The following is a 23485-nucleotide window of genomic DNA, read 5'->3' as shown; positions in this document are numbered from 1 at the left end:
TTTAGTTCATTAGTCGAGTTGATGTTTCAAGAGGGAATGTAATACGACCTTGTATAAGCCATTCAGAGTTATGTGGGCTCAGTTCAATAAACCAAGGACCTTGAATATCATTGTCTAAAATCAGACGGTAGTTGCCTTTTGCATCTGCTGTAAGCAGTTTCGAAAAGTCTCTATCCGGAAGTGTACGATGAACAAACATGGCATTTATCGCTGGGAAATGGTCCAAGCTCCCCTTGTTTAATGTAAGAACTACGGAGTTTTCTTCTTCACTTACTGAAGCAAAAAGACCAAGATCTTTTGCCACATTAACTTTCGAAATATCGATATTAATGCCTTTACCTTTTTTGTAGTAATCCTCAGTCACTAAATCGACGGAGTTTTGTGTGAATAGAATAACTGTAAGAATTGTCCAAATAACAACGGTTAGGGGCAAGGCAATTAAGAACCACGGCCAAAACTGTTTATACCAAGGCTTTACCATAAAAAAGATCTCAATGAAAAGGGTAGAAGAGGGTTTACAAAATACAGAAAAGACAGCCCCTTAGAAAGGGGCTGTTATTGAAATGTTACTTATTGTCAGAGTTGCTTAGGCTCCAAACATACGCAGAAACAAGTTGAACTTTATCTTCGCCTAGAATGTCCTTCCAAGCTGGCATTACGCCTGAGCGCCCGTTCATTACAGTTTCAGTTACTTCAGCGCGTGAGTCACCAAATAGCCAATCACGATCTGTCAGGTCAGGTGCGCCTACTGCAGGGTTACCTTTACCATCAGTGCCGTGACATGCAGCACATACAACAAAGCGAGCTTTACCAGCTTCTGCTTCACGTGCATTTACTGAACGACCAGATAAGCTAAGAGTGTAGCTAACTACTTCTTTAACGCCTTGCTCACCTAGTGCGTCTTTCCATGCTGGCATTTGACCGATTCGACCATTCATAATAGTCGTCTTAATTGCTTGTGGCTCACCACCGTACAACCAAGCGTCATCAGTTAGGTTAGGGAAACCTTTCTGACCACGAGCATCGGAACCATGACACTGAGAACAGTTTTGCAAGAACAAACGTTGTCCAACTTTAATAGCTTCTGAATCCGAAGCTATTTCAGGTATAGAACGTAGACCATTATCATTGTGCGCAAGTTTTTTGAATGCTTCACCAAAGTAGGTATTTGCATCATCTAACTCTTTCGCATATTCATCTAACTGCTTGTTAGCTTGAGATGCGGCAATTGAAGAGCGAGACTCTTCTACACTACGAACTGTTTGATCTGAACTTGTCCAGCCAAGGACACCTTTAAAGTTACCCAAACCAGGATAAAGTGCTAGGTATACTGCCGCAAACACGATTGTGCTGATAAATAGGTATGTCCACCATTTAGGTAAAGGGTTATTCAGTTCGCGAATACCATCGTACTCATGACCCATATCCTTACCAGATTCAACACCTGTTTTATCGTGGAAACACCAACGAAGTAGGACAGCACAACCAATGAGGGTACCAATCGTAATTGCACTAACCCAGATACTCCAGAATGTACTCATTACTTTGTCACTCCTTGATTTTTAGAACTTGCTGCTGGTTCGTCATCTGCAAATACTAGATTTGCATCTTCGTCGAAACGTGTCTTACGATTCTTGCCATATGCCCACCAAACGATGCCAATGAAACAAGAAAAAACAGTAACAGTCCAAATGCTTTGAAATGTAATAATATCCATAGCTATTCCTTATTTCATTGCGTGTCCAAGAGACTGAAGATAAGCGATGATTGCATCCATCTCTGTTTTACCTTCAACATCTTGTTTCGCGTTAGCAATCTGTTCATCAGTGTATGGAACACCAAATTGATTGCGGAATAGTTCAAGCTTGCTTTGTGTTAACTTGCCATCAAGCTTGTTCTCAGCTAACCAAGGGAAACCAGGCATATTTGATTCAGGTACTAGTTCACGTGGATCAATCAAATGAACACGGTGCCATTCATCAGAATAACGGTCACCAACACGTGCTAGATCAGGACCTGTACGCTTAGAACCCCATAGGAATGGATGTTCCCAAACGCTTTCGCCAGCTACAGAGTAGTGACCGTAACGTTCAGTTTCAGAACGGAAAGGACGAATCATTTGACTGTGACATACATTACAACCTTCACGGATGTAGATGTCACGTCCTTCCATTTCTAGAGCAGAATAAACACGTAGGTTTTCTACAGGTTCAGTTGTCTGCTTTTGAAAAATAAGCGGGGTAATCTCTACCAAAGCACCGAAACTAATTGCAATAACAATCAGTATAGCCAGCAAGCCAACGTTCTTTTCGACTAATTCATGGCGATTGTTTGAATTTGAACTCATTCTTTAATCTCCCTATGCCGGCTGTTGGATAGCTTTAAGGCTATCTTTAGGTGCAGATACAGTTTTGTACGTATTGTATGCCATTAAGAACATACCGCTTAGGAAGATAAATCCACCTAAGAAACGTACAAAGTAGAACGGGTAAGATGCTTCTACAGACTCTACAAAGCTGTAAGTCAGCGTACCGTCAGAGTTAACTGCACGCCACATTAGACCTTGCATTACACCTGAAATCCACATTGCTACGATGTAGAAAACTGTACCAATCGTTGCTAACCAGAAGTGAACATTAATTAGTGATACAGAGTACATACGCTCTTGACCGAATAGCTTAGGAACTAAGTGGTATACAGAACCAATAGAAACCATTGCAACCCAACCTAATGCACCAGAGTGAACGTGACCGATAGTCCAGTCCGTATAGTGAGATAGTGCGTTAACCGTTTTGATTGCCATCATAGGACCTTCGAAAGTCGACATGCCATAGAATGATAAAGAAACGATTAGGAAACGTAGGATCGGATCGTAACGCAGCTTATGCCACGCACCAGATAGAGTCATAATACCGTTGATCATGCCACCCCAAGATGGAGCAAACAGAACCAAAGACATAACCATACCTAGAGATTGAGTCCAGTCTGGAAGTGCAGTGTAGTGAAGGTGGTGAGGACCAGCCCAAATGTACAAAGACACAAGTGCCCAGAAGTGAACAATCGATAAACGGTAAGAATAAACAGGGCGTTCAGCTTGTTTCGGTACAAAGTAATACATCATACCCAAGAAACCAGCTGTCAATAAGAAGCCTACCGCATTATGACCGTACCACCATTGAACCATGGCATCGATAGCACCTGAATAAATCGAATATGATTTAAAAGCAGATACAGGAACAGCTAGGCTGTTCACGATGTGTAACACGGCAACCGTGATGATGAAGGCTCCGAAGAACCAGTTCGCAACATAAATGTGAGATGTTTTACGCTTAATCATGGTTCCGAAGAACACGACAGCATAAGCTACCCATACAAGTGTGATTGCAATATCGATTGGCCATTCTAGCTCTGCGTATTCTTTACCCGAGGTAAGACCCAAAGGTAAAGTAATTGCAGCGGACAGAATTATCGCTTGCCAACCCCAAAAGGTGAAGGCGACAAGAGGACCACCAAATAGACGCGTCTGACAAGTACGCTGTACAACATAATATGATGTTGCAAACAGTGCGCTTGTACCGAACGCAAAAATAACCGCATTAGTATGCAGGGGACGTAAACGACTGTACGTCAACCACGGCGTATCAAAGTTTAGCTGTGGCCAAACTAATTGAGCGGCAATCAAAACACCTACGCCCATACCGACAATACCCCATAAAATGGTTACTAGGGTAAACTGACGGACGACCGTATAGTTGTAGTTTTGTTCAAGCTGCTTTTCTTGGCTCATTTGCATGCTTCCAATTTCTTATTTACTACACTTTACTTCCAACACGACTCACGTCGTAATGCCACCAAATCAGAAAAGAAATTCATTCTATTCAGAACTTTATTTCCACTTGCTGATTTTAAAAAAAAGTGGCATTTTCAACGCGACACTATACTTGAATTAACAAATCAATGACAGAGTAGTAACCTTACGCTTGGTCTGGATTTGTGTTTTTATGTAAAAACTTTGAACTTTGTAACAAGGAGCAATAATTAAGATGGCAGCTCAAAAGCTAACAAGGGGTAGACTTGTTCAAATTATAATCATGTTGTCTATTTTATTAGCAGCATTTACTTGGAGAACAATAACATACAAAGGAAACGATACGCTAGATTGTATATTGGGAGAACCATGTGAATATAGTATCGATGACCACTATGTTAGGCTTACTAAAGATATCCTTGGTGTGATGATTATTGCTTCTGAAAGTGGTGATTTTACCGTAGGCTCCCAAAAACATGGCAAGCTGGTAAAGAAAAATGCACATACTTGGCTATTGACACCACAAACGCAGGAATTCCAAATAGAAATTACATTTCCTCAACAAAAAACACCAGTGACAATACACTTCACAAAAGCTAATGAGAAAAACCATTAATTGAGCAAAATCGCTAAAGTGTTTTAAACAACATGTTATATATGACTCTATGAATATGAATACTTTTTAAAGATGAAATTTTTCTCAAAAATATCTAACCAAACTGATGAAACCAGCGCGATTGATGAATTGATCTCCTCAATACCTGACTTGAATCAAGTTGCATCCCTAATTTGTTACTGTACAGAAGAGTACTCAACACCTGTAGTTCGAAAGCAGTTAAAGGAGCACTTTCCTGAAACTCCTTTTCATGGTTGTACGACGTGTCATGGAATCATGACTGAATCTGGTTTTCATTCTGGTCCTGTTATTGGTGTTTTAGTCATATACGATTCTGGAATAAATGCATACGGTACAGGTATCTCTGATTTTAAAACGTCAGTATTTGATAGCACGAATTCCGCAATATCAATGGCTTTAACAAGTGCCAATAGGCAAGGTGAAGTGCCTGATCTGATTTTATTGCACTCTACGCCAGGTAATGAAGAAAAGATAATGGCGGCGATAGATCAGAGGTTTGGGTCAACTGTTCCTATTATTGGTGGGAGTGCTGCTGATAACAAAGTTTCCGGTAATTGGAGTATATTTACGGAAAAGTCTTCATCTATTAATGGTATTTCATTAACTGCTTTCTTCTCATCACAGTCCATATACACATCGTTAAGTTCAGGTCATACGCCAACTGATTATTCAGGTGTGGTAACAAAAACCAAAGATCGAGTTATGCTTGAAATTGATGGTCGTCCAGCCACTACCGTTTATGATGAATGGACCAACTTTCACCTCGGAAATAATGAAGATGGTTATATTTTTGAAAAGGCAACCGTGTATCCGTTAGGGCGGAAAGTTGGTTCTTCTTATAGTTTTCCTTACTTCAAACTTTCTCACCCTATTCGTGAAACTGAGAATAATGGTATTGAGTTATTTACTGATATCAATGAAAACGACACTATTTATCTGATGTCTGGTTGTAAGCAGCAGTTAATCAGTCGAGCGGCTAGTATTATCAATACCTCTTATTATAACGATATGGAATTAGAAGAAAAATTAGGGGCGATAAATATATTTTGCGCCGGTCCAATGCTTCATTTAAAACAAGATATGAACGATGTTTGTGAGCAGATCAATCAAGCATTAGATGGTTTGCCTTATATTTGTCCTTTCACATTTGGTGAACAGGGACGATTGTTAGGTGGTGAGCATGCCCATGGTAATCTAATGGTTTCATCTGCAACGTTCTATAGGTTAAAGAAGTAATGGCAGGTCAGAGTACAGAGCACCTGCAAGATGTATTAATCGAACTAGAAAGATCTAGGCTTCGGGAAATAAATCTTGCAGAAGAGAATAGGGCAATCTTGTCCACTATTTCTGGAATAAGCAAAGCTAAAAATGTCGACCAAATTTTTTCCACATTAGACGTTGTATTAAAAAAGTATATTCACTTTGACGATTTTATTGTTATTTCTAAACCAGTTGGTTGTGAAACCTTTAAAACGATACTCACCAATAATAAAATTTTTGACAATCTAGAATGGATTGATCATGGGAAGTTTTCTCGAGTTATTAATGGTGAATGTACTATATTATTTGAACCCAAACGTTTGAAAGAATTTGAAAAGTTTAATGCATTTATTTTAGACCAAATTAATTCTGTTTTGCTAACCGGGATTGATAGTGGATTAAGTCAATCCGTCATTTTGTTTATTCACTCCAATGGGAAGCATTTTAGTGTTGATACAAAAATGACCCTCAACCGATTTAGACCTCTTATTGAGAGAGCAGTATTAGATATAGAACGTAAAGAGCACTTAGAAGCAACGATTAAGACAAGAACGAAAGAATTAGTTTCTGCTCAAAAGGAAGCAGAAAGGGCTAATAAAGCCAAATCTACATTTCTTGCTATGATGAGTCATGAGATTCGCACACCATTAAATGCTGTCATCGGTTTGATTGATACGCTGAAAACAACTCAGCTCGGGGTCGACCAGCTTTCATTACTTACCAATATGGGGACATCATCTGAGTTATTACTTTCTATCATTAATGATGTGCTTGATTTCTCTAAGATTGAATCAGGAAATTTCTCTTTGACTCCATCGTGGCAATCGATAAAAGACACTGTAACATTTGTCTCAATGGAACAAGAGCGTATCGCACAACAGAAAGGATTAACTCTTAGTGTTGAAATTGAATCGTCTGACGATATTGTTTATTTTTATGATAAAAACCGGCTAGCTCAGATTCTTTTTAATTTAATTGGAAATGCAATTAAATTTACTGAAAAAGGTTCCGTTGACGTTTCTATTACATGTAAGCCGGAGTTAATTGCGATTCAGATTTCAGATACTGGCATTGGGATTAGTGATACTCATCAATCGATATTGTTTCACCCATTTATTCAAGCAGATGACAGTATTACTCGTAGGTTTGGTGGAACAGGTTTAGGTCTTGCTATAACTAAACATTTAGTTGACTTGATGAATGGAGATATAAAAGTACTGAGTTCATTGAATATTGGCTCAAAATTTTTAGTTAACCTTCCATTTAAAAGCAGAATTCTACAACCTTCGGTTATAAATGCTCAAAAAGATGTGAATTGTGATGAAAGTAATTCAAGTTACACCGTTTTGGTTGTCGAAGATAATTTAACAAACCAGATGGTTATTAAACTCATCTTGAGTAGGTTAGGCCATAAAGTCTATGTTGCTAATAATGGGCAAGAAGCGATTGAACTTGTAGAGATAAACAATATTTCTTTTGACATTATATTTATGGATGTTTCTATGCCGGTGCTTGACGGGTTATCCACAACGAAAATGATTAGGAAAAAGAATATTCAAACTCCAATAATTGCTTTGACAGCACATACTGCAGCAGAAGATAGATCATCTTGTTTAGATGCGGGAATGAATGAATTCATTACAAAACCGGTAAGAACTCAAGAAATAAGAGATGTGATCTATAAAGTTAAGCACTAATAAACAGTCAGTATCTGAAAGATAACTTACTGTTTATTAGGTATTTTATGGTAAATAGCAATACTGTTAAATAGACAGCCTTTAAACTATGAGAGGTTGTGGGTTATAGGAGATGCACTAATATCAAATGAAGTTACTACCTTATATTTAACATAATATACATAATACGCAGTTGGCTAGTGCTTTATTAGGGGTCGCCACAACCAGCGCCAATCCTGTACAAGCCATTGATATTGCTCTAAATCCTAGCCCGTTGTACTTTTTTGCTATGTGTTCCCATAACTGCTTAATCTGTGGATTTTCATTGCGGTCAGCGTGGCAACCAAGCAATGCTAGCTCAGGGTCAACTCCTGCACCTGAAGCTAAAAAAACTGCTTCTTCATCAGTAAGTTGGCGAACACCTTTTCTTATTTTACTAATCTTATTCGCTTCTAGTGCCAAGTCATGGGCAACTTGCTTATCTTGTACGTAGTTTTGAGCCTTTTTGTAGGCATCTAACAGTTCATTCGTGTACATAACTTCCTCCGTAATTCCTCAATGATAGCCTGAAAAGTCCGATTTTTCGCACTTTACAGTTGCGATTGATTGCATGTACTGTTGCGACATATCGGATTTATGCTCGTTCAGTTTACGGGCTTTCTTTTGACTGGCTAAGTCTGGGCTGTTTGCCCTTGACGTAAATAGCTCACTTGGTCGGTCAATTCCAATAATCAGTCATGGTGGTTGTTATGTTTCAAATTGAATCTATCGAATATGGTTCTGTGCTCAAATCTGAACAAGTTTCTTTTTCTAACTATCCAGATTTCACACACGCATCTTTGTCTCTTCATAACTCACCACTAGAAATCTGTTTTGAATTCTTAGCTAGCGAACTTGAGTTTGGTCAACGCACGATTGGTGAGGAACTTTTCCATACAGTTTCATTCGCCAGTTCTCAATCTAATTCTACTGACGCTTTCACTTTCACATTTGATGATGACCAAGAGCTTGAACAGTTTTGCGCGTTCTATGGTTTGGAACGTTAATCATGGATTCAATCTACTTCGACAATGAACCGAACCATGGAATCAATGCTTACTTTCCTTGGGGTCATAACTTTTTTAAAACTCAACGTGACTTCTTTCAGTTCATCGAAGTTCATTACGGCATGGTGTCATTTCAGATTATTGAAATCACGGACGACAACTATCAAGAGCTTTTAGTTAAGGGTGTTTTCCATGCCATCTAAAAAACCTCACAAGTACCATGATGAAATTCGTCCTGTTCAAGTTGATCATCTAGCGTTCTCATTTTCTTATGGCTCGTTAAAACATTTAGACAGTTCTAATGACCAAGAATTTATCAACTTGCAGTTTCCTGTTTTTAAAAAACTAAGTGTTGATGGTCGCGTCAATTCACCTGAAGCAATCGACAAATCTATCGAGTTACATCGTAACAAATGCCGTAAGGTTTTGGCGCATCGCTTTGATGACTTCATGTCTAGGGTCTTCAATTTCCGTTTATCACCAATGCGTGGCCGCGGCTTACATGGTTATGAAGATTCAATGGTCATTTATGACTCAACGGGAACGGTTGAATGTGGCTTGGTTGGTGTTGGTGGCAACAATGACACGGTATACGTGCAAATTAATGGCACTGGTTGCTCTAAGTTGTTCGAGTTCACCACTCACAAAAAGCTGTATTGGTGGCTGTCACTTTTAGGTATCACTCGCCTAGCCCGTTTGGATCTTTGTGTTGATGACTACACAGGAATTTTTGACTGTAAGTATGCTGAGAAATGTTTTTATGAGGGAGCATTTCGAACTGCTTCTCGTGGACGCGGGCCAACAATGGTTCCTCATAAGCGCATCTCCCAATCAGGTGAATTATCAGAAGAAGCTGTGCTAGTTGGCTCTAGAACTTCTGCCGTTTACTGGCGCGTTTATAACAAGAAATTCGAGCAAAACATTTCGGACCCTGAAGTGATTTGGTACCGCAATGAAGTGGAATTAAAGAAGTGCGATTTAACACTACTCGCCTCGCCCGCTTCTGCGTTCGCTGGTCTTTGTGACTTTTCAGCCAGTATCGACCCAGCCGAACCTATGAAAATTGAACTCAACAAAAAGAAAGCTGGATTGGAGTTTATGGCTCGAATCGCTTGGGTTCGTCGTCAATGTGGGAAAGCCATTTCTGAAGTGGTTGCCATGACTGAAGGTGATTTGGGTGAAGCGTTTGGATTGTTAATTCCTACGCATCATCGCAGAGCAAACTTTGAAACCTCGTTGGGAGTTCCTGACGAATACACTAAACATAAAATCGAAATTTTGGAGTCAAGAATATGCCTACAATAACTGGTATTGCCATTAAGCGTTTTCCTAAATCTGGTATGGAATTTGCGGAACTTTGCGTCCTTCGTGCAGTAGAAGAAGTCGAACATGAAAAATTCCAACAAACTGGAATCGGTTTTTCGACTGACATTCCTTTCAACAAACAAGCACTGAAAATTGATGTGGACTATGCGCGTCAACTTATCCAAACCCGCGCGTTCGTGGCTAACCGAGAGTATGAATTGAGCTTTGGTGCAAACCCAAATGATCCGCTCGATATTTTGGTAAACAAACTGGCTCCGGTTGATGAAGAAGTTAAAAAGCACTTCGATAGCTTTATGAAAGCTAAGTAATCAGGTCTAGGTGCTATGTCTATTTGCGTAACTGTTATTGATGGGGTTTTGCAACAATCGTCTGGTGACGTTTGTGAATTTGTCTTGGTCTCTAAAGAGCAGTTAACGCACTTGGTTGATGGTCAATTTGATTGGTCATTATTGGAATTCGACAAATCCTTGTATGAATTCGTTGTACAGCAAAGCTTAATCACGTTCATTGGTGGGCATGTATTAGGTCGAGTATTAAAACACTTTCGTTAATCCTTTTAGGAAAATTATTATGAAATTACGTCAAATCGCTAGTAACAAAATTCTTCTTGCTTCTGTGGCTTTAACTTCTGGCTCTGCGTTCGCTGACCCGAGTGCAAATGAAACAGCTATTACCGCTGCCGTTAATGCTGGTAAAGGTATGGTCGAGCTAACCACTTCTGGTGTGATTGGTATTGCCGCTCTTGGTTTCGGTCTTGGGATGGTAGTCGCTTGGCTCCGTAAGTAATGATTATCTCTGTTGTCCTTGGTTCTTTAATGTGCGCCTCATTTCTATATGGCGTATATACGGGGGTTATAGCAGGTTGATTAATTGGGAGCTTCGGCTCCCTTTTTTATTAGGTTTATTATGAAAAGACTCATACCGTTTTTGTTATTCCTTACATTCTCATTCCAAACCTTAGCTTCAACTATTTATGTTTATCAAAGTCAGATTGACGAACTTAAAGGGCAAACGGGTACTATTGCTGGAATCATTGCACAAGGGAATGGAATTTGTTCAAAGGTGACCGCAGGTAAATATTACGGGAGATATAAGAAAACTAGTGGCGGTCGGAAAATTCAGTCTAATAATATTCGTCATAATCTGCTTTGGTATAACGATAAAGATTGCACTGAGCGTTATGGTAGAAAATCTTCTTATACAACAACTATGTTTACAGCTGGTGAATGTCCAGAAGGTACTGAGCTTAATACTGAAACTGGTCTATGTGAAAAGGTATGTAAAAAATTAGAGGGTGACTCTGTAGGAACGATCGCGTTCCCTGCTGGTACTTCTACTGTTAGTGCTGTTTGCCGTAATAGTTGCCGTGCCAATTTATTTGGTGGGACTTGGATTTCGAGTGGCGTTAATGGTGACCCTCGCCCTTTCGGTCATTACAATTTTACTGGTGAATCTTGCGATGGTTCAGAAGGTACTGGAGGTGGTGATACTGGTTCTGGTGGTGATACTGGCTCTGGCGGTGATACTGGCTCTGGTGGTGATACTGGTTCTGGCGGTGATACTGGCTCTGGTGGTGATACTGGCTCTGGCGGTGACTCTGGTTCTGGCGGTAACTCTGGTTCTGGCGGTGACTCTGGTTCTGGTGGTGACTCTGGCTCTGGCGGTGACTCTGGTTCTGGCGGTAACTCTGGCTCTGGCGGTGACTCTGGTTCTGGTGGTGACTCTGGTTCTGGCGGTGACTCTGGTTCTGGTGGTGACTCTGGTTCTGGTGGTGACTCTGGTTCTGGTGGTGACTCTGGTTCAGGCGGTAACTCTGGTTCAGGCGGTAACTCTGGTTCTGGCGGTAGTTCTGGTTCTGGCGATGGTTCGGAAAAAGGACTGACTAAAGGTGATATCAAGGGGGCTATTGAAGATGCTCTCGGTAAATCTGGTTCATTTTCAAGTCCTACAGGTGGCGATGGTTTCTCATCCGGTACGGTTCTTACTAACTCTCTAACAACTATACAAACTGAAATTGAAGAACTAGAACTACAGCTAAAAAACAAACTCAAAGATTCCCCTTTAAAGCTCGGGCAAATGTCATTTTCTAATGGTTCTTATGATGGTACATCCTTTTCTTTAAGTCGCTGGGATGTTGACGTTGGTTTCAATCTCTTTAGCTCTCTTGGGGCTGATAATACTGAAATGATTCGAACGGTTATCTTGTTCATTGCCACTCTATTTGCTGGTTTTATTTTACTTTCTTCTGGTCGCTCTAAAGGTTAAGTCTATGGAATATTTCTACAATGCACTGGATTATATTGTCACTGTTTTTGGCAGTATTTATGACTTTTTCGCTTCAATCCCAGACCTGATTTTAGAGGCGTTTACTTATGCTTGGTTTTGGTTCATTAAGCTTTATATCTATTTAAAAATTGAAATGTTGAAGATGGCTTATAGTGTAGCGTCATTACTTCTTTCTGAGTATGAGGTCTATACGGTGTTAAATATGGCTTTCAATAAATTGCCCTCAGACCTTCGATTCTCTTGCTATCAGCTTGGTGTTGTTGATGCTGTTCGGATTGTTGTTGATGCATTTGCCACGGCATTTGTTTTAAGAATTATGGGGTGGTGATATGGCCGTATCCTTTCGTCATGGCTCTAATGGTGCTTACAAAACGGCTTATGTTACATGGTTCGAAATTCTCCCAGCTCTAAGGGATGGTCGTATCGTTGTAACCAACATTGAAGGTTTAAAGCCTAAAGAGTCTATAGAGGAAATTTTGGGTGAAAAGTTTCCCGAATCAGCTCGTTTAATTAGGATCTTTACTCGATCTTCTGAGGGGGTAATGCTTTGGCAAAACTGGTTTAACTGGATGCCTCTTGGCGCATTTGTTGTGATTGATGAATGTCAGGATTTATATTGCCCTGAAGCTGGTTTTAAACGTGAGAAGTTTCTTCAAAAACCATTCTCAGACTTTGTAGATTACCTGCCTAAAGACTTCACCGAATTATTCTATTCACGCTGGCTTCCCGTAGACCCTAACTCTTTCGATGTTGGTGATGTTGATGATTGTGAACGTACTCAATTGGATGAAAATAACAGACTGCTCTACCCGTTCGATTTCTATGGTGCGTTTATGCGACATAGAAAATATCAATGGGATATTGTTATGCTCACACCAGATTACACTGCAATCCCAACCTGGCTAAAAGGTTGTGCTGGTGAAGCTTATTCTCACCGTTCCACGGATACTTTTTTCCGAAGTCGTAAGCCTCGTATTTATAACCATCCTCCCAAATCTACGAAAACTGCGCCTTCTACTAAAGCTGATATGGCTAGCAGTACCAATAAGAAAATTCCTATTGATGTATTCGCCTTATATCAGTCGACAGGAACGGGCGGCTTCAACTCTACTCAGTCTGATATTTCGGTCTTGAAGTCACCTAAATTCATTCTTGCCATGCTTATTGGTGTTTTAGCTATCGGTAAATTTTTCTGGGATTTAACTAATGTACTATCTGATTCTGATGTGGGTGAAGTTCAAACGGTTGATGCGCCAGCTCCCGATACCAACTCGCCTACTCTACCCAATTCGGCTTACGTTCCTGTACCTGAAAACGTTCCTACTGAAAGTGGGGAAAGTGCTGTTCGGGTGGATTATAGCAATGTTGATTCTCAAGCTTCTGCTGAAAGTCTTTTTGATGCTGTAAATCCTTTCTTTGATGCCTTTCCAGTCTTCAATGGCTCAACTGCGGTCTATCTTACGTCAGTAAGTAGAACGGTTTATCCAAAGGGGTTTGGTGAGTATTCTGATTTTGTTTTTAGGATAGATAAAGGTGTAGACACCTTTTATATACGCTCTTCTGTTTTAAATCGCTACGGCTACCGCTTCAATTTGATTGATGATTGTTTGATTCAAGTGCGCTCTAAATCTGTATCAAGGGTTTTAACGTGCCCACCAACATCAAGCGGAGTTGCGTTAGCATCGGAGAATGATGGTTTGATTGGTAATAGAGTTGAAGATGTTCAAAAGTCGGTTGATATTTTCAGTATGTAGAATAACTATGTATGCTATCAAAAAGCGAACCGGCAAGTTGTTTGCCCTTGGAGCACTGCAATCAAATCGGTGGTTTAGCCTGGATTGAAATGAATAAAATGCTATCATAATAAAACCAGGACAAACCGGCATTGAGGGGAAATGGTGGCTATTACGATTAGATATACTGACCAACACGAAGAAATGCTATCCAAGCTAAAAGAATTAACGCGAACGTCTACGATGTCTAAAGCTCTAGTTCAAGGTGGGTATGATGCACTTAAATATCACGAGCTATATCAGAAAGAACGAATGCTAAATGAAAAGCTGAAGCGCAAGCTCTACAACAATGAAATGGCAGTAAATGATTATCTCGATGCATTAAAAGGACTTGAGTCTGTCGTTGAATAGTCCCGAAGGGATAAGGGAAACCACAGAAGTAACTCGGTGTGATGTAGTTGAATTCCCGATAAGTAGCGCAGCGTAGCTGATTCGATGAAACCACCTTACCCGCCCTTTTCATTGCCAAGATCACCCTAGCAGAGCCTCACAACATCAGTGGGGCTTTTTGCTACTGCAACCCATCTAATTAACAACTCTTCCTACTCTGCTCACAGCTTCGCGTGAGTCGTGAGAGCTGAACAGCGAGCGCGACGCTGTGGGCAGCAACCCCCGTGTTGTATCACGGGGGTAAATTCGACCAAGCTATCAACATCAGCTAACCTGCTCTAGAAATTGATTAGCGATTCAAAAGCTTGTAAGCGATTGATTTTTTGATGATAATAAGCAGTGCTATACAGTTAAATGTCATTGACATTTAGTTTGCATTAAATAGGATTATTAATGAACAAAGACCAAGTAGCTAAGCAGTTTAGAAGTTTAAAAGGGCAATACATTCGGCTGGGCAATAATATTGTCGATGCTTTGAAGGCTTTTTTGGATGAGAAAAATATTCCATACGTCGATGTCTATTCTAGGGTCAAAAGCTTTGACTCATTTTATGAAAAAATTGATAGGAAGAAATATGCAGATCCTTTTGAGAACATTGAAGACATCTGCGGAGTTCGCGTCATTTGTTACTATTTCTCTGATATCGAGAAGATTAATTCTATTATAAAAGAAGAGTTTTCAATTTTAGAGTCTGAGGACAAGTCTGAACTACTCGGCTTAAAAGAGTTCGCTTATAGATCTCAGCACTTTATTATCAAATTGAATGAAAATTGGTTATCAGCACCAAACTACAGACGTTTGGATGGACTAAAAGCAGAAGTCCAAGTTCGGACGATTCTTATGCACGCATGGGCAGAAATTGAACATAAGCTTAACTACAAATCCGATGCTCAAGTACCAGAACTTTTTCAAAGAAAGCTTTTCAGGTTAAGCGCAAAATTAGAGGAAGCTGATGAACAATTCATAGAACTGAAAGACGGTATCGATGGATTTAGGCTCAAGTTAAAAGACGAACTAGAAACGAATAACTCTTTTGATTTAACGCAATCTGTGAATTTAGACAGCTATATAACCTTTATCAGATATTGCATGCCCAACATCGGGGATTTCGACTACGACTTTGTCGGGTTATCATTTGATAGTGATCGGGTGGTGCCTAGTTTTGAAGACATGTATGCCGCTTTCAAAGTAGTTGAACCATATATCGATGAGGTTGCAGTTGATCTGCTTGATAATGGATACTCTAATAACTTACACGAGCACCCTACAGAAATACTCGGCTTTGCATATGATTTACTGAGTGTCAAAAAAGCAGATTTACAAGAAAAAGTTGAACCGTGGAGAGTTACTGTTTTCAAGTGGAAAGATCGACTTAACATAGAGGAATAGATAGTTACTTCTTAATAGTGAACCATATTCGCTCCACATCACAAAAAGCTCCTTTCGGAGCTTTCTTTTTACCTCATTATTTTAGCCAGCGCCCTAGCAACTTTTATTAAATATGTTGAAGTCCTTATCTCTAACTCAGATTGTATTTCTAACAATGCTATCCCAGCTAAAATTTGTTGCGGTGTGACTCGCTGCCCTGTAGAAGTTTCTAACTTGTCATAGTGCATTTTAAACTGTTCCCAGTCTTCACTGGCACTCAGTTCCCGACCTTTCGCCATCCTCATAAGCCTTTTACATTCAGGTGGCATCTGTTTTCCTTCGTCCCATCCTGTGACTGTTCTCACAGATTTAAAACACAATTTTGCGACCTCTTCCTTGGTCATTTGGCATTCCATTGCGCGAAAAATATAGTTTCTACTCATTTCGCTGTACTTCATCAATTAAACCTCTAAATACAAGAGGTTGCATGATTTTATAAATGAGTGAGTAATTAAACATAAACAGGCATAATACGCAGTTGGCTAGTGCTTTATTAGGGGTCGCCACAACCAGATCTAACCATTAAAAAAGCTTAGGACTAAAGAAGTTGGTATGCACTTGCCTTTGATAAAAGGTAGAACCGCTGTCTTGAGCGCTTGAAATTGATCGTTAACAAATACTGCGATTTGAGGTCAAACTTGCTTGTGTTACATTGTCACATAAGCAAGTCTGCGAATTGAAGGTGTATTACATTTGTAATGTTAGTTTACCAGGCTTGTGAGCTTTGACCTTTGATATCGATGAGTTGGACATTTGAACATTTGCGAACCAATATGGTTTATGCTTAACGTTAAATATTTGACTACTCTCAAGCGAATCATAGATTGAAAAAGCTCTCGCTTGTGCTAAAGCGGCTCCGTAAACGCTGCGCTCAGAGATTGGTAGATCGTCAATATCTTCTAGTAACGCTTGTTGGATGTAAGAGCTATTAGCATCCCAATCAATATGTTTAATTAGTTTTTTGGCTATCTTCAATTCCGTTCTTTGAATAACAGCTACCAAAAACTCTAGATTTGGCATCACTTCTGAACATGCGTAGTACTTTTCTCGCTGATCAATAGCTTCTCTATACTTCATCATCGTTGTCACGAGTGCGTCTTCAAATACTTGGGTAAAGTGATTACAAATTAGAAAAAGAGGCAAAGTTCTTAAAACCCCTAATAGTATTCCTACGTCCTCTTCTTTAGCTACAGTTTCTTGTAGTCTGAGTTTGGTAGCTGATGAAGTAACGACCAGGTGTTGCCAGACTTTGGGAGCTATGTGTTTCGTATTATCATCAGACCATTTAAGCATTGACTGCGCCATGATTACAGGAAATAACATGCGGCAGTTTTCTATGCCAAGTAGGCCAATGGCGACTTTGGGATCGGAAATTAATCTAGGCTTTTTTCCGAATTTCTCACTAAACTCTGGGTTTGAAACAAATTCAATTAAGCTCGAGCTTAGTTGTCGGCTGGATTCCGCCAGAGTATTTAGTTTAGTAAAGCTTAGTGATGGTGAGAATGCACTGGAGGCAAATAGGCTAAAATCAGGCAAATGCGTATACAATGAGCTCACCAGTGTAGAATCAAATTTAGCACACAACATATCTTCTGCAGCAGAACTAACATCATCAATAACACTTTTCAGTGTTTTTTGCTTCGCGGCAATTTTTTCATTTTTAGCGGTGACTCGTTCCTGCTCACATAGAAGTAAAATTCTTTGGTTTCGAGAAATTCGGTCGGCTTCATCGAAAATAACATCTTCGCAATATCGTCCTTCTAGGCTTAATAGTAAGTCTACATCATCGTGATTAACTGAATATTTAGGGCTAATTAGCCATTGATTGAACCTGTGTTGGACTTGTTCTGTTATTTTCCTAGTAATTTCAATTGCTTCAGGCGTGTAATGTTTATTTGTTAAAAGCAACCTATTTCCCTTTATATTGCTGTAATTTGTATTTTTTGATACAGATTTATATGTCCGATATATTAATGTAATTTAGTCTATGTTTCACGATTTACAGTATGTTTCTTTTAAAAATCTTTAGTTATAGTGCGCAAGACTATTGGGTTATATGCAATCTTATAAATTTCTCAGGGAATACATATTTATAAGTCTTTCCAATTCTGACTGATTTTAGGGCAAACTTGCAAAGCTTTCTATCACCAGAAGTCCTTACTCTATGTATTTTAGCGCGCGAATCAGAATGTCTCATTTCAATAGTAACGTCGCAATAGCCTTGATATTCCATTGTAGATTTATCCAGACTTTTAACTATTTGGGATTTGATCTTTTTTGCGATGGGGTTGATTTCAGAGTCATCAGCTAATGCTGGAGCTATCAAAAAGAATATTATGCTCAGTACTTTCATTTTTCTAATTTCCATAACATTTAAAATACAAAGTATGTCGCTATGGCTATGATAAATCAGACTAATAAGTTGAGCTTTGGATAGATATAACCCAACCCTGAAATGAGGTTGTTAATAAAGGCTTAAGCTTTCTTGCCGCCTTTCGATTTAAAACCATTATGAGGAAAAACGTTTCTAACCCGCTGTTGAACACCTTTAGGTATTGTTTTTGAAAAACTCAGTTGGTAACCAGAACGTTTTGAATAAACTTTTACCTCTCCAGTGAATGGGGTTATACGCCCAATTTCTACCACATTATGTCTAAAAGATGGGGGGAAGTGCCCTTTTGACTTTTCAATCGTTCCATCTCTAAATAAGACTTTGAGTACAGGTCTGTCAATAAGCACAAGCCAAAATAGTAAAATGGCACCAGCCAGAATTACATACATCATGAAATCACCTAATCATCCGCTAATAGTTTGCTTAAATCTTCTTTTAAACTAGTGACCGTTTTACTTGCCTTTTCACTACGTGAAGCTTCACTCACAAGGTACTCAATAGCATCTGATAAAGTGCAGCCTAGCTCATTTGCACGCTGAGATAACTTTTCCCAAACTCGATAATCCAAATCTATCGATTTTTTCTTTGTATGTATTTGCTCAGCATTGAAATGTCTTTTACGTTTTGCTCTAATCGCTTGTTTAAGCTTATTGTCCAGGTCTGGAGACATATTGTCATTAATCCATTCGAGCACACCTGTTGGTTGATGTTCTAACTTTAATAATTCATCAACCGCATTTTTAGCTTCACTACTATCAATGTACTGAGTAATCGCTACGCCATCCTTCCATTTTTTGACTAGATATTGCCATTTCCAACCGCATTCTAAGTTTTCTAACTGTTGATATTTCATATTACTACTCAATTTAAACTATGGTGACAGCGTAACCCAAGATTCTGGTTTTAACAATCAATGTGGATGAAAAGCAGACTAACTTCATGTTTATTTTTACTATATTGAATCAAGCTTCAATATTCATCTATTAGCCCCATTGCTTTTTCTATATACTCCTTACCTCTTTATCTTTTTTAGAATTCTCGATGACTCAAGTAGACTGGCGAAATGTAACGCCTCAATACGATCAATTTAGTTCTCAGTTAGAACAGTTCCCTAAGATTACTCCTTATTCTTTTTTAGACATTCAAAAACGCTTTCAGCATGCTCTTAGAAGATTTGAATGCCTTTCTAATCTATCTAAGGTTCTCTTGGTTAATGCTCCTGATAATTCAATTTATCGTCAGCTAGTTTCAGAGTCTCTATCGGTTTGTTCCGCTGATAAAGCTCAACCAATAATTAGAACTGAATCTCTCAAAGTTGAAAGTTTATTTGATCAAGTCGAAGTGAAAGATAATGAAGTCATCGCTCATCGTACTGGGTTACTTTCTAGGGCTGAAAATGGTTATTTAATCATATCGGCGAACTTGATCCTGGCAAATCCAGGCTGCTGGTTACTTTTAAAGTCAGCTCTTCTCGGTGAAAGTATTGAAGATATAAATAGTAATCCGGTTCACATATCATCTGTCAGCACTTCTCGTACTTATAACGTAAAGCTAATTGTCGTTGGTGATCGCGTACAACTAGGTGATTTAGACTTTCTTGATAGTGATGTACAAACAGGTTTCTGTTTATTCAGCGAGTTAGAACAAGATTTAAAGTTAACAGACAAAAACTTTTTAGAGTATCTAGGTTATTTAAAATGGCTTAAAGCACGTTTTGATCTCCCTAATTTTTCAAATGATTCCATCCTTTCAATAATGAAAGCCGGTGCAAGAGAGACAGAGGATCAGCACTATGTTCCCCTTTGCCCTATCTGGCATAACTCATTATTAAGTGAAGCTACAATTGAATCAAGCAATCAAGAGATCACCCCACAGCACATCACTCTCGCTTTAGAGCATAAGTATTACCGAGAGTCTTACCTCCCAGAAAGAGCTATGGATGATATTCTCGATGGGCAAGTCATTATCGAAACTGATGGTGAACAAGTTGGCCAGGTTAATGGTCTGACAGTTATCGATGTACCTGGTCACCCAATTTCTTACGGTGAACCAGCTCGTATCTCATGCGTTATTCACTTCGGCGATGGAGATATTGCTGATGTTGAGCGTAAAGCCGAGCTTGGTGGTAATTTACATGCAAAAGGCATGATGATTATGCAAGCATTTGTAAGTAGCTCACTCAATTTAGAGGACCCGCTACCTTACTCTGCCTCCATCGTATTTGAGCAATCTTATAGTGAAGTTGATGGTGACAGTGCATCCCTTGCCGAACTCTGTTCACTAGTGAGCGCCCTATCTGAATACCCTATTAACCAGCAAATTGCTGTTACTGGTGCAGTAGACCAATTTGGTCGTGTACAAGCCGTTGGCGGCTTAAATGAAAAAATTGAAGGCTTCTATAATGTTTGTAAACACCAAGGGTTTACTGGCAACCAAGGCGTAATTTTACCGACCTCAAATTTAAAACATCTTGCTTTAAAAGATGAATTGGTAGAAAGCATTAAAAGTGGACAATTTAATATTTGGTCTGTTTCTAATGTTGATGAAGCTATACCTCTAATAATGAATAAACCATTTAGAGATGAGAATGAAGAAAACGTTCTGAGTAAAATAGCAGAGCGTATTGAAAACTTTGAAAGACATGAGCACCCGCCTGGATTCGTGGAACGTATTAAGCTTCTATTTTCGTAGTACTGGTTTGTCTAGTACTCATCGGACTTGTTTGGCGTACACGTGTTCACTAAGATGCACCTATCAAAAATTGGAGTAATTGATAATGCAAAACAAACCTGATTCTTACACTCGTGAAGACCTATTAGCTTCTAGCCAAGGTGAGCTGTGGCCAGAAGGTCCACAATTACCAGCACCAAATATGCTGATGATGGATCGCATTACAAAAATGTCTGAAACTGAGGGTGATTTCGGTAAAGGTCTAATTCTAGCTGAATTGGATATTACTCCTGACCTTTGGTTCTTTGACTGTCACTTCCCTGGTGACCCTGTAATGCCTGGATGTTTAGGGCTTGACGCTATGTGGCAATTAGTTGGCTTCTACTTAGGTTGGGTTGGCGGCAAAGGTAAAGGCCGTGCACTTGGTGTAGGTGAAGTGAAATTTACTGGTCAAATTTTACCTACAGCTAAGAAAGTAACCTATGAAATTCACATGAAGCGTGTTGTGAACCGTCGTTTAGTTATGGGACTAGCTGATGGTCGTGTGCTTGTAGATGGCAAAGAGATTTATGTTGCTAAAGATTTAAAAGTGGGATTATTCCAAGATACCTCTGCTTTTTAAATAAAGTTTCTTTTATTAAAGGTGATCTCAATGATTGCCTTTAATTTTCTATCAACCTATTTAGTTATAATGCACTAACATGATTTAAATAAGGCTTCATCATAGAAGCCTTATTTAAATCATGTTATTTGTAGAGACCTGCCTGCTTATCATCTCTAGCATCTCGCCAACCACCTAGCCAATTAGACCTCGATTCCATTTGATTATAAGGGCAATCTTCCTGAGATCTTCCATTTAAGCCAGCTTTATAGCCTTGAGATTGTGCTCGTTCTAAGCGATCACGTTTTTGTCTCTTCATAGTGCAGTCCTCATACGGGTATTAATTTTTTCGTACAACGATGGAGTTTTTTAACTCCAGCTTTAAAGATTGACCATTAACTTAATTTTCTCAAGATAAAAAAAAGCACAAGTTCAAAAGCGTGAACTTGTGCTAAATAGTATTAAATTATTTGAACTTTCTACGGAAACCCAATAAGCCTAAAAGAGCAATAGAAAGTAAACCAGAGCCTGCGCCTGATCTTTCAACTTTAGCTACTTCAGTACCACGAGCTTGGATATCATCTGAAGAAGCACTACTTCTTGGAATAAGTTTAACCGCAACAATTTCTTCATTACCACCGCTCCCAAACTTACACTCTGCATTATGTGACGTTGTATCGTACCCTTGTGCTACTCCACCAACAGAGCATCGATATGCAGTTGCTGAGATTACACCAGCATCGTTGATATCAGATGCATCGATGATACGATACATATTATTGTTTCCTGAAACATTACCGTCATTAGTTAGATCATCTAGCCACCAAGCTTGATCTTTGAATATAGCCCTACGTGTTACTTCAGTACCGGCTGTCGCGGCATCATAATACGGGTAAATAAACCCACGATGACGCCTCTCTTTACCATCTACTTCACGTATAGACTCTGCATCAACTTGTCCTACGATTTCATTAAAGTTATTTACAGAACGTGCATTACCGCCAACACCAGAGAAGAAAATACCACCAGCAATGAAAGTAGCAGTAGGTAAAGATGCTGAGTTATTGCTAGACGTTACTTGAGAAATAAACATTTTATTATCAAGAGTACCTTCTTCTGCAATTCGTCTTTTGGCGTGCCCGATAACCAATAAATTATCGTTAATATCTGTTGCTACACTATTGGTATATTTATAATCACCACCAGAATCTACCTGAGGACCTGAAATAGTCAGAGGTTCAATATTCGTTAAGGAAGTATCAATTACAAATACACTAGCATTCATGTCTTGGATATCACTGCTTGCATAGTTTGCGTTGTAACCAACCGCATAAAGTTTATCACTTGCATTATCGTAAGTAATTGCACGCATACTACCTTGTGCCATATAGTCGCCTCTTTTCTCGACGACACTTGTGCCCCATTCAGACAAAACAGGTACCGAGCTATCAGCGTTCCAAATAGCGGCTTTTGAAGAAAAATAATTCCCGTAATCATTAGTTACAGCACTAGATATACTGCCTACGTTAAAGACTTTTCCATTTACAGTTATAGAATCCCAAGCTCGTGATTCTGTAGAAGCTGTAACTGTCGCAGTAGCTAGGGCATTGTGTCTGATACTAGAACCGTCTGATTGAACTCCAACTGGCTGAGACGTCTCATCAATTGAGTTAATGACAGTATTATAAGATCCAACTTTACCAACACCTTCTATGAAAGCTTCCGCATTTACGTGAGATATGTCTTGTTCAGACACCCATGTATTCCAACGTAATGAGCTCCAGCCTTCACATGTAGAATACTGCAACAAACCAGCACAATAATCTTCGAAGTTCCCATAATCTTCGAGATAGTAGAATCGGTTATCCATAGCAAATGGAACTTCTTCACGATAACTCACGCCTTCTAGAGTCACTCTAGATTCCACAGCAATTGGATAAGTACTTTCAGAACATGAAGCTGAACCGAAACAACCTAATAACTCATCAGGTGTTGCCGTTGTTTTGTCAATGTCTTCAGGCTTCACTGCTACACCAAAATACTCCGTTGCTTGAGTAGTTAATCCCGTAGGGCTTACTTCGACAACATCATAAATTGCGGCATTTGCTTGAGTTGCTGCTAAAACTAAAGCAGCAACTGTGGTTAATTTAAATTTTGTACAACTCATTAATT

29 protein-coding genes are annotated in these 23485 nt (G+C 39.3%); 16 read left to right on the top strand and 13 right to left on the bottom strand.

Going from position 1 to position 23485, the window contains the following annotated elements; genetic code table 11:
- Position 1: 1 nt before the first annotated feature.
- The 5 genes from OCU78_RS07175 to ccoN all read right to left on the bottom strand — a co-directional run bounded on the left by OCU78_RS07175 (position 2) and on the right by ccoN (position 3787).
- A complete protein-coding gene (locus OCU78_RS07175; RefSeq protein WP_137373226.1) occupies positions 2 to 481 on the bottom strand; it encodes a FixH family protein in 480 nt (159 codons plus the stop codon).
- Between the two features lie 85 nt (positions 482 to 566).
- Positions 567 to 1541: a cytochrome-c oxidase, cbb3-type subunit III gene (gene ccoP, locus OCU78_RS07170; protein WP_137373227.1), complete on the bottom strand. Its 975-nt coding sequence runs from the start codon at positions 1539 to 1541 to the stop codon at positions 567 to 569.
- Entirely contained in the window at positions 1541 to 1717 is a 177-nt protein-coding gene (locus OCU78_RS07165; protein ID WP_137373228.1) for a cbb3-type cytochrome oxidase subunit 3, read from the bottom strand. The genes ccoP and OCU78_RS07165 overlap by 1 nt, the downstream gene beginning before the upstream one ends.
- A gap of 9 nt (positions 1718 to 1726) precedes the next feature.
- On the bottom strand, positions 1727 to 2347 hold the full coding sequence (ccoO, locus tag OCU78_RS07160; protein ID WP_137373229.1) for a cytochrome-c oxidase, cbb3-type subunit II: 621 nt from the start codon (positions 2345 to 2347) through the stop codon (positions 1727 to 1729).
- Between the two features lie 12 nt (positions 2348 to 2359).
- Positions 2360 to 3787 carry a cytochrome-c oxidase, cbb3-type subunit I gene (gene ccoN, locus OCU78_RS07155; RefSeq protein WP_167494026.1) on the bottom strand — a complete coding sequence of 476 codons (1428 nt, stop codon included), beginning with the start codon at positions 3785 to 3787 and terminating at the stop codon, positions 2360 to 2362.
- A 256-nt stretch (positions 3788 to 4043) separates the two neighbouring features.
- On the opposite strand from ccoN, the gene OCU78_RS07150 reads away from it, so the two are divergent.
- The 3 genes from OCU78_RS07150 (at position 4044) to OCU78_RS07140 (ending at position 7402) form a co-directional block, all read left to right on the top strand.
- Positions 4044 to 4424 carry a hypothetical protein gene (locus OCU78_RS07150; RefSeq protein WP_137373231.1) on the top strand — a complete coding sequence of 127 codons (381 nt, stop codon included), beginning with the start codon at positions 4044 to 4046 and terminating at the stop codon, positions 4422 to 4424.
- 72 nt (positions 4425 to 4496) lie between these two features.
- Positions 4497 to 5681, top strand: coding sequence for an FIST signal transduction protein (locus OCU78_RS07145; RefSeq protein WP_137373232.1), 1185 nt, complete (start codon positions 4497 to 4499; stop codon positions 5679 to 5681).
- Positions 5681 to 7402: a response regulator gene (locus OCU78_RS07140; RefSeq protein WP_137373233.1), complete on the top strand. Its 1722-nt coding sequence runs from the start codon at positions 5681 to 5683 to the stop codon at positions 7400 to 7402. The genes OCU78_RS07145 and OCU78_RS07140 overlap by 1 nt, the downstream gene beginning before the upstream one ends.
- Positions 7403 to 7549: 147 nt before the next feature.
- On the opposite strand, the gene OCU78_RS07135 is transcribed toward OCU78_RS07140, so the two are convergent.
- Entirely contained in the window at positions 7550 to 7918 is a 369-nt protein-coding gene (locus OCU78_RS07135; protein WP_137373234.1) for a DUF3693 domain-containing protein, read from the bottom strand.
- A gap of 212 nt (positions 7919 to 8130) precedes the next feature.
- Here OCU78_RS07135 and OCU78_RS07130 point away from each other — a divergent pair, with 212 nt between their 5' ends.
- From OCU78_RS07130 to OCU78_RS07080, 11 genes are all read left to right on the top strand, one after another.
- Positions 8131 to 8427, top strand: coding sequence for a hypothetical protein (locus OCU78_RS07130; RefSeq protein WP_137373235.1), 297 nt, complete (start codon positions 8131 to 8133; stop codon positions 8425 to 8427).
- 2 nt (positions 8428 to 8429) lie between these two features.
- Positions 8430 to 8630, top strand: a complete 201-nt coding sequence (locus OCU78_RS07125) for a hypothetical protein (protein WP_137373236.1) — start codon at positions 8430 to 8432, stop codon at positions 8628 to 8630.
- A complete protein-coding gene (locus tag OCU78_RS07120) occupies positions 8620 to 9732 on the top strand; it encodes a replication initiation factor domain-containing protein (RefSeq protein WP_137373237.1) in 1113 nt (370 codons plus the stop codon). Before OCU78_RS07125 ends, OCU78_RS07120 begins: the two co-directional genes overlap by 11 nt.
- Positions 9720 to 10061 carry a DUF1293 family protein gene (locus OCU78_RS07115; protein WP_137373238.1) on the top strand — a complete coding sequence of 114 codons (342 nt, stop codon included), beginning with the start codon at positions 9720 to 9722 and terminating at the stop codon, positions 10059 to 10061. The genes OCU78_RS07120 and OCU78_RS07115 overlap by 13 nt, the downstream gene beginning before the upstream one ends.
- A 15-nt stretch (positions 10062 to 10076) precedes the next feature.
- Positions 10077 to 10304 (top strand): transcriptional regulator, encoded by a 228-nt coding sequence (locus tag OCU78_RS07110; protein WP_137373239.1) that lies wholly within the window; start codon positions 10077 to 10079, stop codon positions 10302 to 10304.
- A gap of 16 nt (positions 10305 to 10320) precedes the next feature.
- A complete protein-coding gene (locus OCU78_RS07105) occupies positions 10321 to 10539 on the top strand; it encodes a hypothetical protein (protein ID WP_137373240.1) in 219 nt (72 codons plus the stop codon).
- A gap of 120 nt (positions 10540 to 10659) precedes the next feature.
- Positions 10660 to 12018: a hypothetical protein gene (locus OCU78_RS07100; protein ID WP_180033701.1), complete on the top strand. Its 1359-nt coding sequence runs from the start codon at positions 10660 to 10662 to the stop codon at positions 12016 to 12018.
- A 4-nt stretch (positions 12019 to 12022) separates the two neighbouring features.
- On the top strand, positions 12023 to 12367 hold the full coding sequence (locus tag OCU78_RS07095; RefSeq protein ID WP_137373241.1) for a hypothetical protein: 345 nt from the start codon (positions 12023 to 12025) through the stop codon (positions 12365 to 12367).
- Between the two features lies 1 nt (position 12368).
- Positions 12369 to 13793, top strand: coding sequence for a zonular occludens toxin domain-containing protein (locus OCU78_RS07090; RefSeq protein WP_137373242.1), 1425 nt, complete (start codon positions 12369 to 12371; stop codon positions 13791 to 13793).
- A 144-nt stretch (positions 13794 to 13937) separates the two neighbouring features.
- Entirely contained in the window at positions 13938 to 14183 is a 246-nt protein-coding gene (locus OCU78_RS07085) for a hypothetical protein (RefSeq protein ID WP_137373310.1), read from the top strand.
- 432 nt (positions 14184 to 14615) lie between these two features.
- Entirely contained in the window at positions 14616 to 15611 is a 996-nt protein-coding gene (locus OCU78_RS07080) for a GTP pyrophosphokinase (RefSeq protein ID WP_137373243.1), read from the top strand.
- Between the two features lie 68 nt (positions 15612 to 15679).
- On the opposite strand, the gene OCU78_RS07075 is transcribed toward OCU78_RS07080, so the two are convergent.
- The 5 genes from OCU78_RS07075 to matP all read right to left on the bottom strand — a co-directional run bounded on the left by OCU78_RS07075 (position 15680) and on the right by matP (position 18895).
- Positions 15680 to 16048: a phage protein gene (locus OCU78_RS07075; RefSeq protein WP_137373244.1), complete on the bottom strand. Its 369-nt coding sequence runs from the start codon at positions 16046 to 16048 to the stop codon at positions 15680 to 15682.
- A gap of 289 nt (positions 16049 to 16337) precedes the next feature.
- Positions 16338 to 17558: an HDOD domain-containing protein gene (locus tag OCU78_RS07070; protein ID WP_137373245.1), complete on the bottom strand. Its 1221-nt coding sequence runs from the start codon at positions 17556 to 17558 to the stop codon at positions 16338 to 16340.
- Between the two features lie 136 nt (positions 17559 to 17694).
- Positions 17695 to 18003 (bottom strand): hypothetical protein, encoded by a 309-nt coding sequence (locus tag OCU78_RS07065; protein ID WP_137373246.1) that lies wholly within the window; start codon positions 18001 to 18003, stop codon positions 17695 to 17697.
- Between the two features lie 122 nt (positions 18004 to 18125).
- On the bottom strand, positions 18126 to 18434 hold the full coding sequence (locus OCU78_RS07060) for a DUF3634 family protein (RefSeq protein ID WP_137373247.1): 309 nt from the start codon (positions 18432 to 18434) through the stop codon (positions 18126 to 18128).
- Positions 18435 to 18442: 8 nt separating this feature from the next.
- On the bottom strand, positions 18443 to 18895 hold the full coding sequence (matP, locus tag OCU78_RS07055; protein ID WP_137373248.1) for a macrodomain Ter protein MatP: 453 nt from the start codon (positions 18893 to 18895) through the stop codon (positions 18443 to 18445).
- Between the two features lie 188 nt (positions 18896 to 19083).
- Between matP and OCU78_RS07050 the strand changes: the two genes are divergently transcribed.
- Together OCU78_RS07050 and fabA are read left to right on the top strand one after the other, a co-directional pair.
- Positions 19084 to 20733 carry a S16 family serine protease gene (locus tag OCU78_RS07050; RefSeq protein ID WP_137373249.1) on the top strand — a complete coding sequence of 550 codons (1650 nt, stop codon included), beginning with the start codon at positions 19084 to 19086 and terminating at the stop codon, positions 20731 to 20733.
- A gap of 85 nt (positions 20734 to 20818) precedes the next feature.
- Entirely contained in the window at positions 20819 to 21334 is a 516-nt protein-coding gene (gene fabA / locus OCU78_RS07045; protein ID WP_137373250.1) for a bifunctional 3-hydroxydecanoyl-ACP dehydratase/trans-2-decenoyl-ACP isomerase, read from the top strand.
- 124 nt (positions 21335 to 21458) lie between these two features.
- Here fabA and rmf read toward each other — a convergent pair whose 3' ends face one another.
- Entirely contained in the window at positions 21459 to 21632 is a 174-nt protein-coding gene (gene rmf / locus OCU78_RS07040; protein WP_137373251.1) for a ribosome modulation factor, read from the bottom strand.
- Between the two features lie 147 nt (positions 21633 to 21779).
- Positions 21780 to 23480: a DUF3466 family protein gene (locus OCU78_RS07035; RefSeq protein ID WP_137373252.1), complete on the bottom strand. Its 1701-nt coding sequence runs from the start codon at positions 23478 to 23480 to the stop codon at positions 21780 to 21782.
- Positions 23481 to 23485: the final 5 nt, after the last annotated feature.

It is taken from the genome of Vibrio gallaecicus (assembly GCF_024347495.1).
Lineage (GTDB): Bacteria > Pseudomonadota > Gammaproteobacteria > Enterobacterales > Vibrionaceae > Vibrio > Vibrio gallaecicus.
The sequence above is the reverse complement of the archived record's forward strand: the minus strand, read 5'-3'. Positions and strand labels throughout refer to the sequence as shown.